This window comes from Sulfitobacter sp. GN1-4, assembly GCF_055693825.1.
Genome location: NZ_JBVFUQ010000003.1, coordinates 2,581,576 through 2,597,005, shown reverse-complemented (window position 1 = coordinate 2,597,005; position 15,430 = coordinate 2,581,576). Strand labels below are relative to the sequence as shown.

13 protein-coding genes and 2 pseudogenes are annotated in these 15,430 nt (G+C 60.6%); 14 read left to right on the top strand and 1 reads right to left on the bottom strand.

Annotation, left to right across the window (positions count from 1 at the left end):
* Positions 1–24: 24 nt before the first annotated feature.
* Positions 25–1,107 (top strand): phospho-N-acetylmuramoyl-pentapeptide-transferase, encoded by a 1,083-nt coding sequence (gene mraY, locus ACZ1HM_RS13460; protein WP_472743221.1) that lies wholly within the window; start codon positions 25–27, stop codon positions 1,105–1,107.
* Positions 1,108–1,184: 77 nt separating this feature from the next.
* Positions 1,185–2,584, top strand: a pseudogene (gene murD, locus ACZ1HM_RS13455) (UDP-N-acetylmuramoyl-L-alanine--D-glutamate ligase).
* Here the strand turns inward: murD and ACZ1HM_RS13450 are convergent.
* Positions 2,573–3,748: a BaiN/RdsA family NAD(P)/FAD-dependent oxidoreductase gene (locus ACZ1HM_RS13450; RefSeq protein ID WP_472743220.1), complete on the bottom strand. Its 1,176-nt coding sequence runs from the start codon at positions 3,746–3,748 to the stop codon at positions 2,573–2,575. The pseudogene murD and the gene ACZ1HM_RS13450 overlap by 12 nt on opposite strands.
* A 114-nt stretch (positions 3,749–3,862) precedes the next feature.
* On the opposite strand from ACZ1HM_RS13450, the gene ACZ1HM_RS13445 reads away from it, so the two are divergent.
* The 12 genes and pseudogenes from ACZ1HM_RS13445 (at position 3,863) to ftsZ (ending at position 15,343) form a co-directional block, all read left to right on the top strand.
* Complete coding sequence (locus ACZ1HM_RS13445; protein WP_472743219.1) at positions 3,863–4,390, top strand: peroxiredoxin-like family protein; 528 nt, start codon at positions 3,863–3,865, stop codon at positions 4,388–4,390.
* A gap of 145 nt (positions 4,391–4,535) precedes the next feature.
* The gene (ftsW, locus tag ACZ1HM_RS13440) at positions 4,536–5,702 is read left to right on the top strand and encodes a putative lipid II flippase FtsW (protein ID WP_472743218.1); all 1,167 of its coding nucleotides are present in this window, start codon (positions 4,536–4,538) and stop codon (positions 5,700–5,702) included.
* Complete coding sequence (locus tag ACZ1HM_RS13435; RefSeq protein ID WP_472743217.1) at positions 5,699–6,799, top strand: UDP-N-acetylglucosamine--N-acetylmuramyl-(pentapeptide) pyrophosphoryl-undecaprenol N-acetylglucosamine transferase; 1,101 nt, start codon at positions 5,699–5,701, stop codon at positions 6,797–6,799. The genes ftsW and ACZ1HM_RS13435 overlap by 4 nt, the downstream gene beginning before the upstream one ends.
* The gene (gene murC / locus ACZ1HM_RS13430; protein ID WP_472743216.1) at positions 6,796–8,214 is read left to right on the top strand and encodes a UDP-N-acetylmuramate--L-alanine ligase; all 1,419 of its coding nucleotides are present in this window, start codon (positions 6,796–6,798) and stop codon (positions 8,212–8,214) included. Before ACZ1HM_RS13435 ends, murC begins: the two co-directional genes overlap by 4 nt.
* Before the next feature lie 133 nt (positions 8,215–8,347).
* A complete protein-coding gene (locus ACZ1HM_RS13425; protein ID WP_472743215.1) occupies positions 8,348–8,599 on the top strand; it encodes a DUF2484 family protein in 252 nt (83 codons plus the stop codon).
* Positions 8,596–8,850, top strand: a complete 255-nt coding sequence (locus tag ACZ1HM_RS13420; RefSeq protein WP_472743214.1) for a DUF2484 family protein — start codon at positions 8,596–8,598, stop codon at positions 8,848–8,850. The genes ACZ1HM_RS13425 and ACZ1HM_RS13420 overlap by 4 nt, the downstream gene beginning before the upstream one ends.
* Complete coding sequence (locus tag ACZ1HM_RS13415; protein ID WP_472743213.1) at positions 8,847–9,140, top strand: hypothetical protein; 294 nt, start codon at positions 8,847–8,849, stop codon at positions 9,138–9,140. The genes ACZ1HM_RS13420 and ACZ1HM_RS13415 overlap by 4 nt, the downstream gene beginning before the upstream one ends.
* Positions 9,141–9,171: 31 nt before the next feature.
* Positions 9,172–10,119 carry a UDP-N-acetylmuramate dehydrogenase gene (gene murB, locus ACZ1HM_RS13410; protein ID WP_472743212.1) on the top strand — a complete coding sequence of 316 codons (948 nt, stop codon included), beginning with the start codon at positions 9,172–9,174 and terminating at the stop codon, positions 10,117–10,119.
* A 105-nt stretch (positions 10,120–10,224) separates the two neighbouring features.
* Positions 10,225–11,105 (top strand): annotated as a pseudogene (locus tag ACZ1HM_RS13405) (D-alanine--D-alanine ligase).
* The gene (locus tag ACZ1HM_RS13400) at positions 11,093–11,971 is read left to right on the top strand and encodes a cell division protein FtsQ/DivIB (protein ID WP_472743211.1); all 879 of its coding nucleotides are present in this window, start codon (positions 11,093–11,095) and stop codon (positions 11,969–11,971) included. The pseudogene ACZ1HM_RS13405 and the gene ACZ1HM_RS13400 overlap by 13 nt, the downstream one beginning before the upstream one ends.
* 29 nt (positions 11,972–12,000) lie before the next feature.
* Positions 12,001–13,335: a cell division protein FtsA gene (ftsA, locus tag ACZ1HM_RS13395; protein ID WP_472744619.1), complete on the top strand. Its 1,335-nt coding sequence runs from the start codon at positions 12,001–12,003 to the stop codon at positions 13,333–13,335.
* Positions 13,336–13,696: 361 nt separating this feature from the next.
* Positions 13,697–15,343: a cell division protein FtsZ gene (gene ftsZ / locus ACZ1HM_RS13390; protein ID WP_472743210.1), complete on the top strand. Its 1,647-nt coding sequence runs from the start codon at positions 13,697–13,699 to the stop codon at positions 15,341–15,343.
* Positions 15,344–15,430 lie beyond the last annotated feature (87 nt).

The following is a 15,430-nucleotide window of genomic DNA, read 5'->3' as shown; positions in this document are numbered from 1 at the left end:
AGATGATGAGTTAGGACGCGTTGAATGCTCTACTGGTTGACCTTGCTGTCGGATGGCGGCGACTTTTTTAACCTCTTTCGGTACATCACGTTCCGGGCGGGCGGCGCGTTTCTGACGGCCTTGGTTTTTGGGTTTTTGTTTGGCAAGCCGCTGATTGCGGTGTTGCGGCGCAAGCAGGGCAAAGGCCAGCCCATCCGCGATGACGGCCCGGAGGGGCATTTTGCCAAAGCGGGCACGCCAACGATGGGCGGTTTGCTGATTGTGGGGGCGTTGCTGACGTCCACCTTGCTGTGGGCGCGGCTGGACAATCCGTTTGTGTGGCTGGTGCTGTTTGTCACCATGAGTTTTGCGGCCATCGGTTTTGCCGATGATTATGCCAAGGTGAGCAAGCAAAACACCTCAGGTGTTTCGGGTAAGGTGCGGCTTTTCCTAGGGTTTTTGATCGCGGCAATTGCGGGATATTGGGCCGCGCAATACCACCCCGAGGGGCTGCAGTATCAATTGGCCCTGCCGGTGTTCAAAGACACGCTGATCAATCTGGGGGTGTTGTTCATTCCCTTTGCGATTGTGGTGATTGTCGGCGCGGCCAATGCGGTCAACCTCACCGATGGGTTGGACGGTCTGGCCATCATGCCGGTGATGATCGCAGCTGGCACGCTGGGCATCATCTCATACGCTGTGGGGCGGGTGGATTTTACCGACTATCTTGATGTGCATTACGTGCCGGGCACGGGGGAGATTTTGATCTTTACCGCCGGTCTTTTTGGCGGCGGCCTGGGCTTTTTGTGGTACAACGCACCACCCGCTGCGGTCTTTATGGGCGACACCGGTTCACTGGCTTTGGGCGGTGCGCTGGGGGCGATTGCGGTGGCCACCAAACATGAGCTGGTACTGGCCGTTGTGGGCGGGCTTTTTGTGGTTGAGGCGCTCAGCGTGATCATTCAGGTGCTCTATTTCAAGCGCACCGGCAAACGGGTGTTTTTGATGGCACCGATCCACCACCACTATGAAAAGAAAGGCTGGGCTGAGCCGCAGATCGTGATCAGGTTCTGGATCATCTCGCTCATTCTGGCCATGATCGGTTTGGCCACGTTGAAGGTGCGGTAAAAGGCCCTGAGAGGGCCTACTGGAGGCTCTGCCTCCAGACCTCCGGAATTGTATTGGAAAGATGAAGGGATGACAGCATGATCCCGGTACGCGGATTGGATGGGGCGCAGGTGGCCGTGCTTGGATTGGGGCGGTCTGGATTATCGGCGGCCCGGGCGTTGCGCGCGGGGGGCGCTGAGGTGCTGTGTTGGGATGACAATCCGGCCGCGCGTGAGGTTGCGGAGGGCGAAGGTTTTGCCGTCATGCCGTTCAAATCCGTTGAGCATATGGCGGGCATTGACCGGTTGATTGTAAGCCCCGGCATTCCGCATCTTTATCCCGCACCCAATCCGGTTGTGGCGCTTGCCTTGGCGGCGGGGGTGGCTGTTGATAACGACATTGGCCTTTTTTTCCAGAGCTTTGCGCAGCCTGATTGGGACAGTTTTGATGTGGCCCCTCGGGTCATCGCGGTGACCGGGTCCAATGGGAAATCCACCACATCGGCGCTGATCCATCATGTTTTGGCCCATGCCCAGCGGCCTTGTCAGTTGGCGGGCAATATTGGGCGGGGGGTTCTGGATCTGGAGCCTGCGATCAATGGGGAGGTGGTTGTGCTTGAGCTGTCCTCATACCAGACCGATCTGGCGCGCAGTCTGACGCCGGATGTGGCTGTCTTTACCAACCTCAGCCCTGATCATCTGGACCGGCATGCCGGCATGGGGGGTATTTTGCCGCCAAACGCCGGCTTTTTGCCGAAGGCGGGCCGGACCGGGCGGTCATTGGGGTGGATGAGGATGAGGGGCGTTACCTAGCCGGCCAGTTGAGCCAGGGACCAGCGGATGACCGGGTGATCCGGGTGTCGGTGGCGCAAAAGCTCACCGGGCCGGGCTGGCAGGTCTTTGCGCGCAAGGGGTTTTTGTCGGAGTACCGCAAGGGCAAGCAGGTGGGCTCCATTGATCTGCGCGGGATCGAAGGGTTGCCGGGCGCGCATAACCATCAGAACGCTTGTGCGGCCTATGCGGCCTGTCGGACCTTGGGGCTGGCGCCGCGGGTGATTGAGGCGGCGTTCCATTCCTTTGCCGGGTTGCCGCACCGTTCGCAGACGATTGCGGAACGGGACGGCGTGCGGTTTGTCAACGACAGCAAGGCCACGAATGTGGATTCGGCGGCCAAAGCCCTGAGTGCGTTTCAAAACATCCGCTGGATTTGTGGCGGGTTGGAAAAAGAGGGCGGCCTGGAAGGGTTGGCCGGGGCGGTGCAGAACGTGCGCAAGGCCTATGTGATTGGCCGCGAGGCGGCAGGATTTGCGATGCAGCTGTCGGTTGAGGCAGAGGTTTGCGGCACGATGGCTGCGGCTGTTGCCCAAGCGGGGGCAGAGGCGGAGCCGGGCGATGTTGTTTTGCTGGCACCGGCTGCGGCGAGTTTTGATCAATACGACAGTTTTGAGCGGCGTGGTGAGGATTTTGCCGCTGAGGTGGCCAAGCTTTCAGGTGGATAGGGCGCGTGCGCAGGCCATGGCGGATGACCAGGCCCATTGGAAATTATACCCCCCCAGCCAGCCGGTGACATCCACTGCTTCGCCAATGAAATAAAGGCCCGGCACGTCGTTGGCTTGCAGGGTTTTGGAAGACAGGGCCTGGGTGTCGACGCCGCCCAGCGTGACTTCGGCGGTGCGGTAGCCTTCGGTGCCTGAGGGGGTGAGCTGCCACTGGGCCAGATCTGCGCAGAGCGCGGTCAGGCGGGTGTCGGAACAATCGGCCAGGTTGCCGGACAGATCCATCTGCGATGAGAGGTGATCGACCAGACGTGCGGGCAAATGCTGGGCCAGTTCGGTGGTCAGGTTCTTGCGCCCTGATTTTTGCCTTTGATCGCGCAGGGCCGCCATCAGGTCGGTTTGAGGGGTCAGGTTGACGGTGATGGGCTGGCCTTCGGACCAATAGGAGGAGGCTTGCAGCACCGCAGGGCCGGAGAGGCCGCGGTGGGTGAAAAGCAGCGCTTCTTCAAAGGTGGTGTCAGAGGCGGTCACGGTGGCAGGGGTGGCCACGCCCGAGATTTCGGCAAAGCGTTTATCGGGAAAGGTAAAGGGCACCAGGGCTGCGCGCGTGTCTGTAAGGGGCAGGCCAAATTGGCGGGCGATGTCATAGGCAAACCCGGTGGCCCCCATTTTGGGGATGGATTTGCCGCCTGTGGCGATGACCAGCTGGCCTGTTGTCAGCTGCGTTGTCCCGTCGGGGGTGTGCAACGTCAGGGCAAAGCCACCGTTTGCGTGCGCGATGTCGCTGACGCTGCTTTGCAGCCGCAGATCTACGCCTGCGTCCTTCATCAGCCCGCGCAACATGGCGATGATGTCTTTGGCGCTGTTGTCACAGAAAAGCTGGCCCAGCGTCTTTTCGTGCCAGGCAATGCCGTGCTGATCCACCAGATCGATAAAGTCCCATTGCGTGTAACGGGCCAGGGCCGATTTGGCGAAATGGGGGTTCTGGCTGAGAAAGCGGTCGGGGGCGCAATAAAGGTTGGTGAAATTACAGCGGCCCCCGCCAGAGATGCGGATCTTTTCGCCGGGGGCTTTGGCGTGATCCACAAGCAGGACGCGCCCGCCTGCGTGGGCTGCGCACATCATGCCTGCGGCACCGGCACCAATGATCACGGTATCAAACTGCATGCCTGCGCCTTGCCCGGATTGACGCCGGGGGTCAAGTTGGCGTGAGCGCTGTTGCATCAGGCGGCGCGAAGGGTCAGCTGTTGGAGAACGGCTAAAACTGGAAAGGACGCTGAGATGAACGGATTGGCTGCGGGATCTGCATTCCCACAAATGGATGTGCCTGTTGTGGGCGGCGGCACGGTGACACTGGGCCAGCCCCGGGGGCAGGCGGATTGGCAAATGGTGGTTGTCTACCGCGGCCTGCATTGTCCGCTGTGCAAGAAGTATCTGGCGCAATTGCAGGAAATGATTGGCGAATTTAACGCCGAGGGGCTGGATGTTGTTGTGGTCTCGGGCGATCCAGAGGCCAAGGCGCAAGCCATGGTTGAGGAAAAGGAGCTGTCCTTGACCACCGGCTATGATCTGAGTGTGGCGCAGATGTCGGCGCTGGGGCTGTACATTTCTGATCCGCGCAGCCCCAAGGAAACGGACCGTCCGTTTCCCGAACCGGGTGTCTTTGTCGTGAACGCTGAGGGAAATATTCAAATCCTCGACATTTCAAACGCGCCTTTTGCGCGGCCTGATCTGGCCAGCCTGCTGAACGGGGTTCGGTTTATCCGGGCCAATGACTATCCGGTCAGAGGCACGCACAAGGCGGCGTGATGCGCCAATGAACTGCCCCACCGCCAGCAGGGTTTGGCGGTGGAAAAGCCCTAGCCTGTTGCGTCAAATGCGTTTATGGTGCCTCCAGAGACCTCAAGAATGAGGCCGCCCTTTAGGGCAATCAGGCAGTGTAAGGCAGAGCATCATGACGGCGATGGCCCATGGGACCGTTCACGTACAGGACGGTGAACCAATTCTTCCAAAATGGTGGCGCACGGTGGACCGTTGGTCTTTGTCCTGTGTGCTGATGTTGTTCGGTGTGGGGCTGCTCTTGGGGCTTGCGGCCTCAGTGCCTTTGGCCGAACGCAATGGGTTCCCGCCGTTCCATTATGTTCAGCGGCAGGCGTTTTTCGGCGGGCTGGCGATACTCGCCTTGGTTGTCACCTCAATGATGTCGCCGACCGTGGTGCGGCGCTTGGCGGTTTTGGGGTTTGTCGTGGCCTTCGTGGCGCTGGCGCTTTTGCCGTTTTTCGGCACCGATTTTGGCAAAGGGGCGGTGCGGTGGTATTCGCTTGGCTTTGCCTCTTTGCAACCCTCGGAATTTCTAAAGCCGGGTTTTGTGGTTGCGGCGGCCTGGATGATGGCGGCCTCGCTTGAGATTAACGGCCCCCCCGGCAAGGCGTGGTCCTTTGCGCTGTGTATCTCCATCGTGCTGATGCTAGCGCTGCAGCCGGACTTTGGTCAGGCCTGTCTGGTGCTGTTTGGCTGGGGCGTGATGTATTTCGTTGCTGGTGCGCCGATGGTGTTGCTGGTCGGGATGATGGCGATGGTGATCATCGCGGGCACGGTAGCCTATGCCAATTCTGAGCATTTCGCCCGCCGCATTGATGGCTTTCTCAGCCCTGATGTCGATCCGACCACGCAGCTGGGCTATGCCACCAACGCGATCCGTGAAGGGGGCCTCTTTGGCGTGGGCGTTGGGGAAGGCGAGGTAAAGTGGTCTTTGCCGGATGCGCATACCGATTTCATCATCGCTGTGGCGGCTGAGGAATATGGGCTGGTGTTGGTGCTGTGCATTATTGCTCTTTATACCTGCGTTGTGGTGCGGTCACTCCTGCGTTTGGTCCGCGAGCGGGATCCCTTTATCCGCCTCGCAGGCACCGGGCTTGCGTGCATGTTCGGGGTGCAGGCGATGATCAATATGGGCGTAGCGGTCAGGCTGTTGCCCGCCAAGGGCATGACCTTGCCTTTCGTCAGCTACGGCGGGTCTTCGGTGATTGCCTCTGGCATCGCGGTGGGGATGCTTTTGGCCTTCACCCGGACCCGGCCACAGGGCGAGATTTCTGATATTTTGGGACGGGGACGTCGATGAGCGCACCGCTGCTGATCATCGCGGCTGGGGGGACCGGGGGGCATATGTTCCCCGCGCAGTCCCTGGCAGAGGTTATGCTGGCGCGCGGATGGCGCGTGCGGCTGTCCACCGATGCGCGCGGCGCGCGCTATACCGGCGGGTTCCCGGATGCGGTTGAGATTGTTCAGGTCAGCTCTGCCACCTTTGCGCGTGGCGGGCTTTTGGCAAAGGCTTTGGTGCCTTTTAAGATTGGTTTGGGCGTTCTTGGGGCCGCCTGGCGGATGCTGCGCGACCGTCCTGCGGTGGTTGTGGGCTTTGGCGGCTATCCGTCGATCCCGGCGCTGGGGGCGGCCACGTTGCTGCGCTTGCCGCGCATGATCCATGAACAAAACGGCGTGTTGGGCCGGGTGAATGAACTGTTCGCCAAACGGGTGGACGCGGTGGCTTGTGGCACATGGCCAACTGAGCTGCCCGAAGGGGTTGAAGGCACGCACGTGGGCAACCCGGTGCGCGCGGCGATCCTTGAACGGGCAGGCGCGGGCTATATCCCGCCCGGTGATTATCCGATGGAGCTGTTGGTGATGGGCGGCAGCCAAGGTGCGCGCATCCTTAGTGACGTGGTGCCGCCCGCGCTGGCAGAACTGCCCATGGACATCTTGCGCAACATCCGCGTCAGCCATCAGGCCCGCGATGAAGATGCCGAGCGGGTGACCACCTTTTATGCCGATCATGGGATTACCGCCGATGTCCGCCCCTTCTTTGATGACGTGCCGCGCCGCATGTCAGAGGCACAGCTGGTGATCACAAGGGCAGGGGCCTCAACGATTGCCGATATGTCCGTGATTGGACGTCCATCCATATTAATTCCCCTTGCCGCCGCCATCCGGGATGAGCAGACAGCCAATGGTCGTGGTCTGGTTGAGGCCGGTGCCGCGATCATGATGCAAGAAGATGTGGCCACGCCGGAGGCGCTGCGCGACCAGGTGCAACTGGTGCTCAGCAGCCCTGACGCGGCCTTGAAGATGGCCAGCGGCGCTTTGTCCGTGGGCAAGCCAGAAGCAGCCGAAACCTTGGCCGGGATGGTTGAGGGGTTGGCAGAGAAAGGACAGAAGTCATGAATGCAGCAGCCACAAAGCTCCCAACTGATGTGGGACCGATCCATTTTGTGGGCATTGGTGGTATCGGGATGTCAGGCATCGCCGAAGTGTTGTTGAACCATGGCTATAGCGTGCAAGGCTCAGACCTGAAGGCCAGCAAGATCACCGACCGGTTGGCGCGGTTGGGCGCGCGCATCTTCGAAGGGCAAAAGGCCGAAAACGTCGCGGACGCTGAGGTGGTCGTGATCTCGTCAGCGATCAAACCCGGCAACGCTGAGCTGGACGCCGCGCGTCTGGCGGGTCTGCCGATTGTGCGGCGTGCTGAGATGCTGGGCGAATTGATGCGGCTGAAATCCAACATTGCGGTCGCAGGCACGCACGGCAAGACAACCACCACCACGATGGTGGCAGAGCTGCTGGTCGCGGGCGGGGTGGACCCCACGGTGGTCAACGGCGGCATCATCCACGCCTACGGCTCCAACGCGCGTATGGGGCAGGGCGAGTGGATGGTGGTGGAGGCCGATGAAAGCGACGGCACATTCAACCGCTTGCCTGCCACCATTGCGATCGTCACCAACATAGACCCTGAGCACATGGAGCATTGGGGTGATTTTGACACGCTGCGGCAGGGGTTTCTGGATTTCGTATCGAACATCCCGTTCTACGGTCTGGCGATCTGCTGCACCGATCATCCAGAAGTGCAAGCTTTGGTGGGCAAGATCACCGACCGCCGGGTGCTGACCTATGGGTTCAACGCCCAGGCGGATGTGCGGGCGACAAACCTGCGCTATGAAAACGGCTCGGCGCATTTTGATGTGCAGTTGCAGGCCGAAGATAAGGTGATTGAGGATTGTGTGCTGCCCATGCCGGGCGATCATAACGTGTCCAATGCGCTCTCGGCCATCGCGGTGGCACGGCATCTAGGGCTGAAGGGGGCAGAGATTCGCAGTGCTCTTGCCGCCTTTGGTGGGGTTAACCGGCGCTTCACGAAGGTGGGCGAGGTCGATGGCGTGACGATCATTGATGACTACGGCCACCACCCGGTCGAGATTGCAGCTGTGCTGAAAGCCGCGCGGCAAGCGACCGAGGGCCGCGTGATCGCGGTGCACCAGCCGCACCGTTACACCCGGCTAAGCCACCATTTCGAAGAATTCTGCGCCTGTTTCAACGACGCAGATGTGGTCGGCATTGCCGAGGTTTTTGCCGCAGGCGAAGACCCGATCCCCGGTGCCTCTCGTGATGATCTGGTGGCCGGTCTGATCCGGCATGGCCACCGCCATGCCCGCGCCGTGACCGATGAAGCAGAATTGGCGCGGCTGGTAAAAGAACAGGCCGTGCCCGGCGACATGGTTGTTTGTCTGGGGGCTGGTACGATCAGCACCTGGGCGCATGGCCTGCCTGAGGCATTGGCCGCCCTGAAAGGGGCTGCTGCGTGACGGGTGTCTGGGTCTGGCCCGGCGGTGCGGGCTGTGCCCCGGCGGTGGGCAGGCCTGTGGCGGGCAGATCTGTGGCGCACATCAAGGCGCGCCGCCTGAGAATTGAACAGAAAGCAAAGCTGGGGGCGTACCAATGACCCTTTTGTGGATTTGTGTGTTGTGGGTTTTCGCCTCAGCAACCGTGGCGATGTTACCGATGCGCCTGCAATATGTGCCGGGTGTGATCCTGTTGATCGCTGCCCCCGTCCTGATTTTCCTGATTGGCCAACAGGTTGGGTGGATCCCGGCGCTTTTGGCGCTGGCGGCTTTTGTTTCTATGTTCCGCAACCCGCTGCGCTATCTTTGGGCACGGTTGCGCGGGCAAAACCCGGAGGTGCCAAGATGAGCCTTTCGCTGACCCTGGCCTGTGTGTGGGCCGTCATTGCCAATGTCATCGCGATGACGCCCAGCAAAGACCACCATTGGCGCAACGCGTATCTGCTGATTGCGGTTGGCATTCCCATCGTGGGCTACACAACTGCGCAACATGGGCCCTGGGTTGGGCTGTTGGTGCTGGCGGCGGGCTGTTCGATCCTGCGCTGGCCGGTCATTTATCTGGGCCGTTGGCTGCGCAAGCAGCTTGGCGCGTCGGGGTGAGCGTGCCGATGCTGATCATGCTGCTGCTTTTGGGGGTATGGCTTGGGGCCTGTGCGATCTGCGGGTATCAGCGCAATGTGATGCGGTTTCTGGCGGTGCTTTTTGCCGGGCTGGCCGCCCATATGGCCTGGATGGTGTTTGGCCTGTCGGCCCATCCGTTTTCTTATGCCAGCATGATGGCCGATGCCTCCATGACGATCTTTGCGCTCTGTGCTTTTGCGGCAGGTTTCTACGCCGGCAGGCTGCGCCGGGTCTGGCATGAAACCACTGTTGATGATGACGCGGTTTGACCCCTGCACCAATTCGGATTAACCGGCCCTCATGACGGATCTTTCCCTTCCCAATGTGCGCGGCACTCTGACTCCTGACCGGGCGCTCGACAGTTTGACCTGGTTGCGCGTGGGCGGGCCTGCGGATTTCCTGTTTCAGCCTGCTGACCTCGCTGATTTGCAACACTTCATGCGCGATCTTGCGCCGGAGGTAGCGGTTTTTCCCATGGGCGTCGGATCAAATCTGATCGTGCGCGATGGCGGTTTGCGGGCCGTGGTGGTACGTCTGGGGCGGGGGTTCAACCAGATTGAGATTGCGGGCAACCGGGTTGTTGCGGGCGCTGCGGCGCTGGATGCGCATGTGGCGCGCAAGGCGGCGGATGCAGGGCTTGACCTGACATTTCTGCGCACCATTCCGGGCAGCATTGGCGGCGCTGTGCGCATGAATGCGGGCTGCTATGGGGCCTACACGGCGGATCATTTCGTATCTGCGCGGGTTGTGTTGCGGGACGGCACGCTGGTGGAGCGGACAAAGGACGCATTTGATTTTCGCTATCGTCAGAGTGACTTGCCAGACGAAGCTATTGTGATTGATGCCACCTTTGAGGCCCCTTCGGGCGATCCCGCCACGCTGCATGCCAAGATGGATGCGCAATTGGCAAAGCGCGACGCCACGCAACCTACCAAAGACCGCACAGCGGGCAGCACCTTTCGCAACCCTGCCGGGTTTTCCTCTACCGGACAAGCCGATGACGTGCATGACCTTAAGGCGTGGAAGGTGATCGACGATGCGGGCATGCGCGGGGCCACGCGGGGCGGGGCGCAGATGTCGCCCAAACACTCAAACTTCCTTGTGAACGCCGGAGGGGCGACAGCAGCTGACCTAGAAGGTTTGGGCGAAGAGGTGCGGAAAAAGGTTTACGATTCAGTAGGGATAACGTTAGAATGGGAAATCATGCGCGTTGGGGAATTTGCAGAAGCCTCTGACGCAGATGAATAAGCCAAGAAATGGCAAATACTAAAGAATAAGGGCCAGAAAGGTCCGGGACATAAGGCAGCATTCGTGGGTACGTCGAGCAGGCAAACCCCGACAGTGGCGGTAATCATGGGTGGCCCCTCGGCCGAACGCGAGGTGTCCCTGGCAAGTGGAAAAGCTTGCGCAGCCGCCTTGCGGGAAAAGGACAGTTATCATGTGGTCGAGGTCGATGCGGGCCCCGATCTTTGCGCTGTTTTATCAGATCTCAAACCAGATGCGGTGCTCAACTGCCTGCATGGCCGGTGGGGTGAAGATGGCTGTGTGCAGGGCATGCTGGAATGGATGCAGTTGCCCTATTCGCATTCAGGCGTGCTGGCCTCTGCCCTGGCCATGGACAAGCAGCGCAGCAAAGATGTCTACCGCGCGCATGGCCTGCCGGTTGTCGACAGCATCATTTGCCCCAAAGACGAAGTTGCATCCCGTCACGTGATGCCAACGCCTTATGTCGTAAAGCCCAACAACGAAGGCTCATCCGTGGGCGTGTATCTGGTCAACGAAGATGCCAACGGCCCGCCCCGGCTGGATGATGACATGCCCGACGAGGTGATGGTTGAGGCGTTTATCCCGGGACGCGAGTTGACCACCACGGTGATGGGGGACCGGGCGCTGTCTGTGACCGATATCCTGACAACCGGATGGTACGATTACGACGCCAAGTACAAAGAAGGCGGGTCGTCACATGTTGTGCCTGCCGATGTGCCCAAAGAGATTTTTGATCTGTGCATGGACTACGCCCTGCGCGCCCACAAGGCGCTGGGATGCCGGGGGTGAGCCGCACCGATTTCCGCTGGGACGAAAGCCGCGGGACAGATGGCCTGTTTTTGCTTGAGACCAACACCCAGCCCGGCATGACCGGCACCTCGCTCGCGCCTGAGCAGGGCGAGGTGTGTGGCTATTCCTTCCCCGATTTCTGCGCCTGGATGGTGGAGGACGCCTCATGTTCGCGCTGATCCGCCGCAGCAAACCAGCCAAGGTTGATCCCGCCCCGTCGCGGTGGGCCTGGCGCATGCAACGGTTGATGTTAACGCCCGCGTTCCGGTTGGCGCTGCGGGCGGGCGTGCCGTTCTGCCTGACCTTGATGGCGGGCACGATATACCTGTCAGATGATGCGCGCAGAGATGCGATTGTCCAAAGCGTGGCCGAGGCCCGCGCCAGCATTGAAGAACGCCCAGAGTTCATGGTCAAACTGATGGCCGTGGATGGCGCGCAGGGTGAGCTGGCGGCTGAAATCCGCGCGCTGGTGCCTTTTGAATTCCCCCACAGCTCTTTTGACATGGATCTGAGCGAGCTGCGCAAAGAGGTGACCGCGCTCAACGGGGTCAAGACAGCGTCGGTTCGGATCCGTCCGGGTGGGGTGCTGCAAATTGATGTGGTCCCGCGCATCCCTGTTGCGGTCTGGCGCAGTGCGGATGGGCTGGCTTTGGTGGATGATGGCGGCGCGCTGGTGGCCTATGTGGCGCAGCGCAGCGATTTTGCCGAGCTGCCGCTGATCGCAGGCAAAGGGGCCACGCAAAATGTGCCTCAGGCGCTTGGGCTCATTCGCGCAGCACAGGCTTTGGGGCCACGGGTGCGCGGCGTTGTGCGCATGGGCGAGCGGCGGTGGGATGTGGTGCTGGACCGGGATCAGCGCATCCTGTTGCCAGAGCAAAAACCGCTGCAATCGCTTGAGCGGGTGATTGCGCTGGAACGCGCGCAAGAAGTGCTGACGCGGGACGTGGTGATGGTCGATATGCGGCTGAGCCAACGGCCAACCCTGAGAATGACGGAACATGCCACCGAGGAATGGTGGCAGATAAAACAACAAAACGGCCAGTAAATGGTCGAGGCAGTCGAGGCAGTAATATGATAAGTGATTTGTATGAAAGCCAACGGTCGATGCGCCATATGCGCAAGATCGCCATGCAGCGCGGGGTTGTGGCGATCCTCGATGTTGGCAGTTCCAAGATCGCGTGTTTGGTGTTGCGCTTTGATGGGGCCGACAAGCTAAGCGAAGAGGGCACGATTGGATCTTTGGCAGGTCAATCGGGCTTTCGGGTGATCGGGGCGGCCACGACACGCTCACGCGGTGTGAAGTTTGGCGAAATTGCCACGATGGGCGAAACCGAACGTGCCATCCGCACGGCACTGCAAGCGGCGCAGAAGATGGCCGGTATCCGCGTGGATCACGTGATTGCCTGTTTTTCAGGGGCGACGCCGCGCAGCTATGGGTTGGATGCGCAGATTGATCTGGAAGGCGATACCGTCAGCGAAGAGGATGTCGCCCGCGTTCTGGCCAGCTGTGACGTGCCGGAATACGGCGAAGGGCGCGAGGTGCTGCATGCACAGCCCGTGAACTTTGCGCTTGATCACCGCTCAGGTCTGATTGATCCGCGCGGGCAGGTGGGCCAATCGCTTGCGGTGGACATGCATATGCTGACGGTAGAGGCCGCAGCGGTCCAGCATTTGGCGCATTGCATCAAACGGTGTGATCTGGAGCTGGCGGGGATTGCCTCCTCTGCCTATGTTTCGGGCATCGCGTCGCTGGTGGAAGACGAACAAGAGCTTGGGGCGGCTTGCATTGATATGGGCGGCGGGGCCACCGGCATTTCGATCTTTATCAAGAAACACATGATTTATGCCGATACGGTCCGCATGGGTGGCGATCACGTCACCCAGGACATTTCACTTGGTCTGCAGGTGCCCACCGCCAACGCGGAGCGGATCAAGACGTTTTATGGCGGCGTGCATGCCACCGGGATGGATGACCGCGAAATGATAGAGATCGGCGGCGACACGGGGGATTATGAACACGACCGGCGCACCGCAAGCCGGGCAGAGCTGATCGGCATCATGCGGCCCCGGGTTGAGGAAATCCTCGAAGAGGTGCGGGTGCGCCTGGATGCGGCCGGGTTTGATCATCTGCCAAGCCAGCAGATTGTGCTGACCGGCGGCGGCAGCCAGATCCCCGGATTGGACGGATTGGCCAGCAAGATCCTGGGCCAACAGGTGCGCCTGGGCCGCCCCCTGCGGGTGCACGGCCTGCCACAAGCGGCCACGGGTCCGGGCTTTGCCTCTGCCGTTGGGCTGTCGCTTTTTGCGGCGCATCCACAGGACGAATGGTGGGACTTTGACATCCCAACGGACAAATACCCCGCACGCTCGCTCAAGCGGGCGGTCAAGTGGTTCCGCGACAATTGGTAAGCCCGTGCAGGGCGTGACAAGCGCGCCTTGGGCGTGTACCTTTAGGGCAAGGCGTTGCGGGACTCACCTCCTGCACCAGAAATAAGCGCCATGGGTCGAGCAGGTCCCAAAGCCATATTTGAGTCGTTTTTGCGCTGAATTTTCAGGGCACGAACCCGTTTTGCTTGTGTCTGCGTCGCTCAGCGCCCCAAGATTTGGCCAAACCGGCGAAATCTCGCGTAGAATGAGGCGAGAATTGCCATATTTAGCGCAAAATTGCCGATTTAGTGGTGACTGAAAGCCGCAAGATCGTTAGAGTTGTCCTAATTTATGATGATGCAGCGCTCATGGGACGTGGGCTAAAATTATAGGCGGACAGCACATGACACTCAATCTTTCGATGCCAGGTCAGGAAGACCTGAAACCCCGTATCACCGTATTTGGTGTGGGCGGTGCCGGCGGCAACGCGGTCAACAATATGATCGAAAAAGAGCTGGATGGCGTTGAGTTTGTGGTGGCCAACACCGATGCCCAGGCATTGCAGCAGGCCAAGTCAGAGAACCGCGTCCAGCTGGGTATCAAAGTCACCGAAGGTCTGGGGGCAGGGGCCCGCGCCACGGTGGGTGCCGCAGCGGCTGAGGAATCAATCGAACAGATCGTGGATCACCTGGCGGGTGCGCATATGTGCTTCATCACCGCGGGCATGGGCGGTGGCACCGGCACGGGTGCCGCGCCGATCATTGCGCAAGCCGCGCGTGAGCTGGGTGTGCTGACCGTTGGTGTTGTCACCAAACCGTTCCAATTTGAAGGCGCTAAGCGGATGCGCCAGGCCGAAGACGGCGTGGAAGCGCTGCAAAAGGTTGTCGACACGCTGATCATCATCCCCAACCAGAACCTGTTCCGTCTGGCCAATGAAAAGACCACCTTCACCGAAGCCTTCTCCATGGCGGATGACGTGCTCTATCAAGGTGTGAAGGGCGTGACCGACCTGATGGTGCGTCCGGGCCTGATCAACCTCGACTTTGCAGACGTGCGCGCCGTGATGGACGAGATGGGCAAAGCGATGATGGGCACTGGCGAGGCGGACGGCGAAGATCGCGCGATCCAGGCCGCTGAGAAGGCCATCGCCAACCCGCTGCTCGACGAAATCTCCTTGCGCGGGGCCAAGGGCGTGCTGATCAACATCACCGGTGGTGATGATCTGACACTGTTTGAACTGGACGAAGCCGCCAACCGCATCCGTGAAGAAGTGGATCCAGAGGCCAACATCATCGTGGGCTCCACGCTGGATCAAAGCCTTGGTGGCATGATGCGTGTCAGCGTTGTGGCCACAGGCATCGACGCGGCCGACGTCGCCAACGACATCCCTGTGCCGCGCCGGTCTTTGAAGCAGCCTTTGGCACCAGCGCCGGTTGTCGAAGAAACTCCGGAAGAGCCTGTTGCAGCCGTTGTTGCTGCAACCGAAGAACAAGTGGCAGAGACGCAAGCGCCACTTTTTGAAGAGCTGGATGTGCAGCGCGCCGCTGAGCAAGAGCAGGCCGAAGACCTCTTTGAGGAAAGCACGGTTGAGGTGACAGATGATCTGCCGCCCCCAGCCTACCAGCCCCAGGTTGCCGCCTTTGAGCCGCGCCAGGAAGAAGACCTTGAAGCAGACGCCGAAAGCTTTGTGGCACCGCGCGCACCCGCGCCCGGCACCCCAACGCCTGAGGCATTGGCACGGCTGCGTGCCGCTGCGCAAAAAGCAGCACCAGACGCGGCGGCCCAACCCCGCGTGGCAGCTGCGCCAGCAGCACAGCCTGCTGCAACCCCCGCTGCTGAGAAGCCTCGGTTTGGCATCAATTCGCTGATCAACCGGATGACTGGCCACAATGAGGCTGACGCTCAGCCTGCGCCACGTCCGACCCGTCAGCAGCCGCCGGTGCAACAAGCTCAGCCCCGCGTGTCCGCCGCCCCCCAGCCGGCACAAGAGCCTGATCCCGATCAGGAGCGGATTGAAATTCCGGCATTTTTGCGCCGCCAAGCCAACTGATCGGCACAAAAACGAACGCAGAAAGGCCGCCCTGGGGCGGCCTTTTTCCTTTTGGTTACAGGGACTTGCAGCTGCATAGGCACCTTT